The 7,053-nt window shown below is 59.7% G+C and carries 9 protein-coding genes; 8 read left to right on the forward strand and 1 reads right to left on the reverse strand.

The genetic code is table 11. The features are described from left to right. Positions 1 to 27: 27 nt before the first annotated feature. The 6 genes from RIdsm_RS29930 to RIdsm_RS30445 all read left to right on the forward strand — a co-directional run bounded on the left by RIdsm_RS29930 (position 28) and on the right by RIdsm_RS30445 (position 4,271). Positions 28 to 570 carry a replication/maintenance protein RepL gene (locus tag RIdsm_RS29930; protein ID WP_111772960.1) on the forward strand — a complete coding sequence of 181 codons (543 nt, stop codon included), beginning with the start codon at positions 28 to 30 and terminating at the stop codon, positions 568 to 570. 11 nt (positions 571 to 581) lie between these two features. Continuing rightward, positions 582 to 977: a hypothetical protein gene (locus RIdsm_RS29935; RefSeq protein ID WP_050686563.1), complete on the forward strand. Its 396-nt coding sequence runs from the start codon at positions 582 to 584 to the stop codon at positions 975 to 977. 9 nt (positions 978 to 986) lie between these two features. Then, positions 987 to 1,370, forward strand: a complete 384-nt coding sequence (locus RIdsm_RS29940; protein WP_050686564.1) for a type II toxin-antitoxin system PemK/MazF family toxin — start codon at positions 987 to 989, stop codon at positions 1,368 to 1,370. A gap of 452 nt (positions 1,371 to 1,822) precedes the next feature. Next, positions 1,823 to 2,641, forward strand: coding sequence for a chromate resistance protein ChrB domain-containing protein (locus tag RIdsm_RS29945; protein WP_043872397.1), 819 nt, complete (start codon positions 1,823 to 1,825; stop codon positions 2,639 to 2,641). 3 nt (positions 2,642 to 2,644) lie between these two features. Continuing rightward, on the forward strand, positions 2,645 to 3,937 hold the full coding sequence (gene chrA, locus RIdsm_RS29950; RefSeq protein ID WP_043872398.1) for a chromate efflux transporter: 1,293 nt from the start codon (positions 2,645 to 2,647) through the stop codon (positions 3,935 to 3,937). Positions 3,938 to 3,986: 49 nt separating this feature from the next. Next, positions 3,987 to 4,271, forward strand: a complete 285-nt coding sequence (locus RIdsm_RS30445; RefSeq protein WP_043872399.1) for a hypothetical protein — start codon at positions 3,987 to 3,989, stop codon at positions 4,269 to 4,271. Between the two features lie 50 nt (positions 4,272 to 4,321). Here RIdsm_RS30445 and mobQ read toward each other — a convergent pair whose 3' ends face one another. Further along, on the reverse strand, positions 4,322 to 5,554 hold the full coding sequence (gene mobQ, locus RIdsm_RS29960) for a MobQ family relaxase (protein WP_082033416.1): 1,233 nt from the start codon (positions 5,552 to 5,554) through the stop codon (positions 4,322 to 4,324). A 153-nt stretch (positions 5,555 to 5,707) separates the two neighbouring features. Here mobQ and RIdsm_RS29965 point away from each other — a divergent pair, with 153 nt between their 5' ends. Next, entirely contained in the window at positions 5,708 to 5,968 is a 261-nt protein-coding gene (locus RIdsm_RS29965; RefSeq protein ID WP_043872400.1) for a hypothetical protein, read from the forward strand. Beyond that, on the forward strand, positions 5,965 to 6,531 hold the full coding sequence (locus tag RIdsm_RS29970) for a hypothetical protein (protein ID WP_043872401.1): 567 nt from the start codon (positions 5,965 to 5,967) through the stop codon (positions 6,529 to 6,531). Before RIdsm_RS29965 ends, RIdsm_RS29970 begins: the two co-directional genes overlap by 4 nt. The last annotated feature ends 522 nt before the right edge of the window (positions 6,532 to 7,053 follow it).

The raw sequence follows: 7,053 nt of genomic DNA on the forward strand, positions 1-7,053 counted from the left end.
ATGGATGAGCTAGGGGGAGAACGGGCAATGCTTCCGGCAAAGAAGCAGCGGGGACACTTCGTCCAAACCGACCGCGCAGCGCATGAAGCGTGGGGTCGGCTGGCAGTTAAGTCGCCCGCTGCCGGGGCGTTGCTGCATGTCCTGGTGGCGAATGTCGGGGAACAGAACGCTATCGTCGCCTCGCACAAAGTGCTCGCAAAACTCATGGGTTCCTCGCCTGCAACAGTGAAGCGCGCCATCAAGATACTGGAATCCGGGAACTGGGTCGAAGTTGTCCAGATTGGCGCAAGTGGCACGGTAAACGCCTATGTTCTGAATAGCCGCGTGGCGTGGACAGAAGGCCGTGACAAGCTCCGGTATTCGCGCCTGCAAGCCGAGGTTCTGGTCAGCGAGGATGAACAACCCGCTGGTGCTCTCGATGCGGCCAAGGAAGAGTTGCACCGCCTGCCCCGTGTCGGTGAGCTTCAGCTTCCAGCCGGTCAAGGTTTACCACCCGTTTCTCAGCCATCCTTTCCCGGTCTAGAACCAAGCTTGCCCGCCTTTGGCCATCCTACTGAAGATAGCGAATAGGGGTATTCACCGTGGCTAATGTTTCCATCCGTGAGGCGGTAAAGATTTACCAAGTATCCCGCCCAACACTCACAAAAGCACTGAAAACCGGCAAAGTTTCTGGTGTTCAGGATGGGAAAGGCCAGTGGCAAATTGATCCTGCAGAACTTGCCAGAGTTTACCAGCCACGGACGGAAAGCGCGAAAACAGGTGGACAAGATGAACCAGATAACTTTACCAACAAGAACACCCACTTGCCCGGTGAAGTTAATACGCTGAAAGCACAGTTGGCAGAGGCCGAACAACGCGCCGCCGTGGCCGAGGCACTGGCGGAAGAGAGGGGGAAGCACATCGAGGACTTGCGCCGGATGCTGCCTGCCCCGCAAGAGGCACAACGCCCCGGCTGGCGCTGGCCGTGGAAAAGGTGACGGAACAGAATGGCAGAAGAAACCCCACCGCCGCGCGTTGCGCCAACCGTCAAGAGTGCTCCGCGCATCCGTCAGGTGTATTGGTGCAAGCTACCCGACGACGCCCAGTTGCCCGAGTTCTGGAAAACACGGCCCGTGCTCATCATGTCGCTGAAAACGACCCTTCACGGCAAAGTCACAGTGCTGCCTTTCTCTACCAAGTCGCAGCCTGACAACCCACATGCTTACCCTATGCAGTCCCCGCTACAGGCGAAACAAGCGTGGGTGATCTGTGACCACCTGATGACGGTGGCCGTAAGCCGCCTAAGTCCACCTGGGCGAGTGATCCCGCGCATTTCCGAAGCCGATTTCGAGCACATTAAAGAGCGCGCGCTCAAGAATCTCCCATACTGAAAATCTTGACTCTGTGGCCACAGGATGCTACCTAAGGAGCCAGATACGGCGCGGGCAACCGTGACCGCTTCCCTTAGGTGGGAAATAGATGCGAAGGGGTGGCTAGTCCGCCCCTTTCGTTTTTTAGACCTTCTTCATGAAATATCTACCGTGTGAGTTCCGTCAGCAACTAGGTGCGCCGATAGCAAGGGCATCGAGCGTGAAGACCTCAAATATCGGAACGCTCGATGCCCTTGCGGGTTCAGTAAAGCAGCCGTTCATGCAGAGCGCGGCGAAATCTGACTCGAGCCCTTACTTCGGGATTTCTGCGATGCAGCCAACGGCGGCTCTTGGGTTTGACACTTGAAGCGATGGCATCTAGAAAAGTAATTCAGGGGTCCGCAAGAACCCCGTGAGGCGCCAGCCCAATCTTGCATCCTTCCAGTTCTCGCTCTTTGCATGGAGGATGCTTTATGGCGTCGTACAATGAAATCCCCGTATCTGCTCTGGCCCGTCTGATTGGGACTCCCTATTGTCCAACCCTTCTCGATGTGCGCATCGATGAAGATTTCGACGATGATCCAAGACTCATTCCCGGAGCTTACCGCCACCCGTTCAATTCTGTCGTTGATCTGGCCGAAACGCTCAAAGACCGGTCAGTGGTGGTCTATTGTCAAAAGGGCCTCAAGATTAGTCAGGGAGCTGCGGCCTTGCTGCGCGCTTCAGGAGTTAATGCAGAAGTCCTTGAAGGCGGGCAATTCGCATGGAGAGACGCGAAGCTCCCGTTGGTGATAACGGACAAACTGCCGCCGCTTGACGCGTTGGGTCGCACAGTGTGGGTGACGCGCCATCGTCCAAAAATCGACCGGATTGCCTGTCCTTGGCTCATTCGTCGTTTTATCGACCCAAAGGCACAAATCCTGTTTGTTGCCGCCTCACAGGTGGGCAACGTGGCTGAGCGCTTCAATGCGACCCCATTCGACATCGAGGATGTGTTTTGGAGCCATCGCGGCGAAACCTGCACGTTCGATACCATGATCGAGGAGTTCGGCATCGGCCATGAGGCGCTTGAGAGATTGGCCGTGATCGTGCGCGGGGCCGACACCAACAGACATGATCTGGCACCGGAGGCTGCTGGCCTTCTGGCAGCATCTTTGGGTCTGTCACGCATGTTCCGCGATGATCTGGAACAACTAGACGCGGGTATGCTGCTTTACGATGCCTTTTACCGATGGGCGCGTGACGCGACGAGCGAAGGGCATGACTGGCCTGCTGCTTCGACAAAGGCTTGAGTCATGAGCAGTATGAATGATGTCCAGACGGACCTGGCTCCGTCTCTCTCCGACGCGACCCGCGTGTGGTGGAAAATCGGAATCTTGTCCTTCGGCGGTCCTGCCGCCCAGATCGCACTGATGCATAAGGAGGTCGTCGAAGACCGTAGCTGGCTCTCCGAGCAGCAATTCCTGAATGCGTTGAGCCTTTGCATGCTGCTGCCCGGTCCGGAGGCGATGCAACTGGCCACATATGCCGGGTGGCGGCTTCACGGCACAATTGGCGGCCTTATCGCCGGGTTGCTCTTTGTCGTTCCCGGCGCGGCCGTGATCATGGCGCTTGCTGCGATCTACAGCATCTATGGCAATGTGCCACTGGTCGAGGCGCTGTTTTACGGCATCAAAGCCGCCGTCCTGGTGATCGTCGTCGAGGCATTGTTGCGGGTCGCCAAGAAAGCGCTGTCGCAGAAAGTGCATTGGGTGATCGCCGCTCTGGCGTTTGTCGGGATATTCTTCCTATCGATCCCCTATCCGTTGATCGTTCTCATGGCGGGCCTGTTCGGCTGGTTCATGGGAACCGCAGACATGGATCGGCAAACCGTGGACATGGCGCATGTCTCGGTAGGCAAGACGGGCCTGACAATTGCTACCTGGATGGCGATCTGGCTTCTGCCATTGCTGGCCCTCGGTTGGCTGGGCGCGCCGGACCTTCTTGTCGAGGTAGGCAGGTTTTTTTCCACACTCGCCGTCGTGACCTTCGGCGGGGCATATGCGGTTCTCGCCTATATGGCGCAGGATGTCGTTGTTCAGTTCGGCTGGCTGACGGCAGGCGAAATGGTCGACGCGCTCGGACTGGCGGAGACCACGCCAGGCCCGCTCATCCTCGTAACGCAGTTCGTCGGCTTCCTCGCCGGGTTCAAGGAAGGCGGACTTCTGCTTGGCCTCAGCGCCGCCGTGGTGGCGCTTTGGGTGACGTTCGCGCCCTGTTTCCTATGGATATTTGCCGGTGCGCCCTACATCGAATGGATTTCGAACCAACCGAGGCTGAAAGGCGCGCTCAAGGCGATCACTGCGGCGGTCGTCGGTGTCATCCTCAATCTTTCGCTCTGGTTTGCGCTGCACGTGTTGTTCACCAATGTGAGCCGCGAGACCCTGGGCCCTGTGACCTTGTGGCGACCGGACCTCGCCACAATCGAATGGCTCGCCGTAGCGCTGTTTCTGCTCAGCTGCTTTCTAGCGTTCCGGCTGCACTGGGGGATTATCAGGATTTTGCTCGTTGCCGCGTTACTGGGGGCCGCTCTGAGACTTTTTCTGTGAGCCCCCCACCTTTTCCCACCAGATTTTCGACCTACTGAAAGGACATGAGATGACAGACACTCCCAAGCCCGCGCACGGACCGACCCAAGAGCACTTTGTGAGGGGACTTCCGTTCAAGGCGCACAAGATTGAGGGCTTCACGCCTGAACTCCTGGAGCACTACTACGAGGACACCTATGGTGGGTCCATCCGAACGTTGAATGAGGTCGAGACCAAGATCGCGGCCTCCCGGCGGGCGGGATCGCCGACAGCCGATCTTGGATCATTGATTGCGAAGCAAGCAAACCCTCCGATGGGGCCTAAGGCAAAGCGGACGTGCATTAACAGTTGGTGAAAGGCAGCAAAGTCCGCACAGCGGTTGTTCGCGAGCAGCGCAGCGAAGGTCTACAACCCGTAATCATGCCCTCGGTCGCGGCGGGCATGAACTTCGCGCTCCTGCTCTTGTTCCAGCTCCTTGGTGCGCTGCCGCTCCTGCTCCTGCGCGGTGTGCTGTTCCTCGGCCTCGCGGCCCTCGCGCAACGCGGAAACGCGATCTCCGAACGCCTCCCGGTCGATCCCGGTTGCCGCGGCCCGCAACCGCGCCGCCAGATCGTCCGGAACCTCCCGCTCTGAGGCATCGGCTTCATGCTGCTCCCGACCCTCTTTCCGACCTTCCCACGCTTCGCGCAGCCGCGTGGCAAGGTCGGGTTCCTGCTCCCGGCCCTCACGCCCTCCGGCAAGCGCCAGCTCGGATTGCTCCGGCCCGAGACGGTCCAACACGCGATCCGCCGCCCGGTCGAGCCAGTCGCGGACATGACCGGCCAGCTCGCGGGCGACCTCCATCACCTCAGCCGCGCGGGCCTTGGCCTCGTGCCAGGCCCCGACCCGCCCGACCTCGATGCCGCGTTCTTTCATCTGCCACGCGCCGGGGGAAAGCTGGGGCAACGGCGGTCGGTCCAGCTCAATAGCGCGCACCGTCTGCACCAGCTCCGCGCCCTCGTCGCCGCGCTCCCGCGCCGCCGATGCCAGCTCAAGCGCCTCGTCCCGCTGGGCCTCCAAGGTCCGGTGATCCACGCGATCCTCGATGCCGGCGCGCTTAAGGGCGATGTTGCTGTCCCGCGCCCAGGCTTCGCGCCAGCCTTCCAGAACCTCGACCTTGTTCCAGTCGCGGTTTTTGGTGGTGAAGCCCTCGGGGCCAATCTCGCGGGTGGTCAGCAGAATGTGGGCATGGTGATTGCGATCATCGCCATCGCGCCCTGGCGCGTGCAGGGCGATATCCGCGATCATGCCACGGTCCACGAACTGTTCCTGGGCGAAGTCCCGGACCAGCTCGACACGCTGCGCATGGGTCAGCTCGGCAGGCAGGGCCACGCGCACCTCGCGGGCGACCTGGCTGTTCTTCCGGGTCTCGGCTTCCTCGACGCGGTTCCACAACTCGGATCGGTCGCGGCCCCAATCCGGTGCATGATCCGGGGCGAGGATTTCGGTGTGATCGACACCGCCCCGCGCGGCGTAATCGAAGGTCAGCCCGGTGCGGCGGTCTTCGATACGCTCCGCCACACGATAGGCAATAGCCGCTGTGGCGCTGCGGCCCTGACTGCGGGAAATCATCGAAGCTCTGAGATGATAGATTGCCATTCTGTGCCGCACTTTGCTTAGGGGTCGAGGGGAAACGCTAGTCTCCCCCGCCCACACAAACGCGCAGCGTTTGTATAAGTGGGCACTTCGTGTCTTGCACCTTGCCTCAACCTTTGCCAGAAATCAACAGATGTCAGGAACGCGGAGGTCAGAATGGCGCGGAGTATTGATCAACAGATTGCAGCGACGCAGGCCAAGTTGGCTCGTCTGAAAGAACGCCAGAAGGCCAGCGAAACTCGCCGCAAGATCATCGTCGGATCAGTGGCAATATCCAACGCGCTGAAAGACCCGGAAAAGGCCCGCGCCCTCGCCGCCCTCCTGCGTCGGGCCGTCACCCGCGAAGTCGATCAGAAAGAGCTGGTCGGATTGCTGGAAGAACTGGATGGCGTCGCTGCGAAGGCGGAACGTCCATGAGCGTCAAAGACCCCTTCCAGCAGCTCGTTGATGAAATCACCCTGATCCGGCAGGACATGGAACGCCTGAAGCGGACCAGTCTGGACAAGGAAGATGCCGAAGCCCTGCACGAAATGCTGGCCGAGGGTGTGGATCGGATGTGCAAGGTTGGCCCCGAAGTCCAGAAAGCCGTCGAGATGCGTTTGCTGGGGGTTGCGGCAGTGCTCCGGGAAGAGACCGCCAAAGCCGCTGCGAGCGCCGCTGAGGGGGCTATCGCGAAAACCCGGACCGAGAGCCTCGAAGCCGCCCGGAGCCTCTCACAGGCCGCCGGAGAGGCCCGCAGGCAGGCGTGGCGCTACTTTGGCGGGTTCTGGGTGTGGTTGGCCTCCATGCTCGCCACAGGGGCCGTTCTGGGCCTTCTGCTGGCCTATGGCATGGAAACGGCCAAGTCGGCCCTCTCGGTCGATGATCTGGTGCGCTACAACTGCGGTAGATCGTGGTTCGGTGGGCAGGTCGTGGACCAGGACAACGGATCCAGCTTCTGCGCCTTCTGGATCAGGCAAGTACCGCAAGGGGAGAATTGAGGAGCCACCGACCTCCTTCCCATTCTCAGCACAATCCGACCGTTGCCACAGGCGTTGAAAGGCGAGATTGGGGATAACCCTTCCCCTCCCTGCCTGACCCACCCCATCCGGTTGGCGTTTCGCCAGCGGTATGTACGAACATCATCAGCAATGGTGCGAAAAACGCACTGACAGATAAACAGGCTCCTCCGTCGCCTGTGTCAGTCAAAAACTCCACCCCCGCCCGATCGTTCGCCAGCTTACTGACGAGCGCTACCGATCGAACGAGCGTGGATTTTTTGCCCTCCTATAGATCATTAGAAGGCGGAAAATTTCGAGCCAATAAAAACAAGGACTTAAGGGGGGGGGGTAGGTCACAGCTGTGACCTACCCCTAGCTCATAGCTGTGACCTAGGTCTGCTCGAAATTTGAACAAGCTTGACCGATATTTGACGGGTCAGTATGGTCGAAATTAGAGCAGCCAGATAAAGATATGCTGCAGATTTAACTGATATTTGAACATGGATGAGCTAGGGGTAGGTC

Origin of the sequence: Roseovarius indicus (genome assembly GCF_008728195.1) — a bacterium.
Taxonomy (GTDB): domain Bacteria; phylum Pseudomonadota; class Alphaproteobacteria; order Rhodobacterales; family Rhodobacteraceae; genus Roseovarius; species Roseovarius indicus.

What these genes read in the sequence shown, in the direction of transcription:
- RIdsm_RS29945 (WP_043872397.1), top strand. Translation starts at nt 1,823, where the DNA reads ATGGCGTCGTACAATGAAATCCCCGTATCTGCTCTGGCCCGTCTGATT.
- mobQ (WP_082033416.1), bottom strand. Translation starts at nt 5,554, where the DNA reads ATGGCAATCTATCATCTCAGAGCTTCGATGATTTCCCGCAGTCAGGGC.
- RIdsm_RS29965 (WP_043872400.1), top strand. Translation starts at nt 5,708, where the DNA reads ATGGCGCGGAGTATTGATCAACAGATTGCAGCGACGCAGGCCAAGTTG.
- RIdsm_RS30445 (WP_043872399.1), top strand. Translation starts at nt 3,987, where the DNA reads ATGACAGACACTCCCAAGCCCGCGCACGGACCGACCCAAGAGCACTTT.
- RIdsm_RS29970 (WP_043872401.1), top strand. Translation starts at nt 5,965, where the DNA reads ATGAGCGTCAAAGACCCCTTCCAGCAGCTCGTTGATGAAATCACCCTG.
- RIdsm_RS29940 (WP_050686564.1), top strand. Translation starts at nt 987, where the DNA reads ATGGCAGAAGAAACCCCACCGCCGCGCGTTGCGCCAACCGTCAAGAGT.
- chrA (WP_043872398.1), top strand. Translation starts at nt 2,645, where the DNA reads ATGAGCAGTATGAATGATGTCCAGACGGACCTGGCTCCGTCTCTCTCC.
- RIdsm_RS29930 (WP_111772960.1), top strand. Translation starts at nt 28, where the DNA reads ATGCTTCCGGCAAAGAAGCAGCGGGGACACTTCGTCCAAACCGACCGC.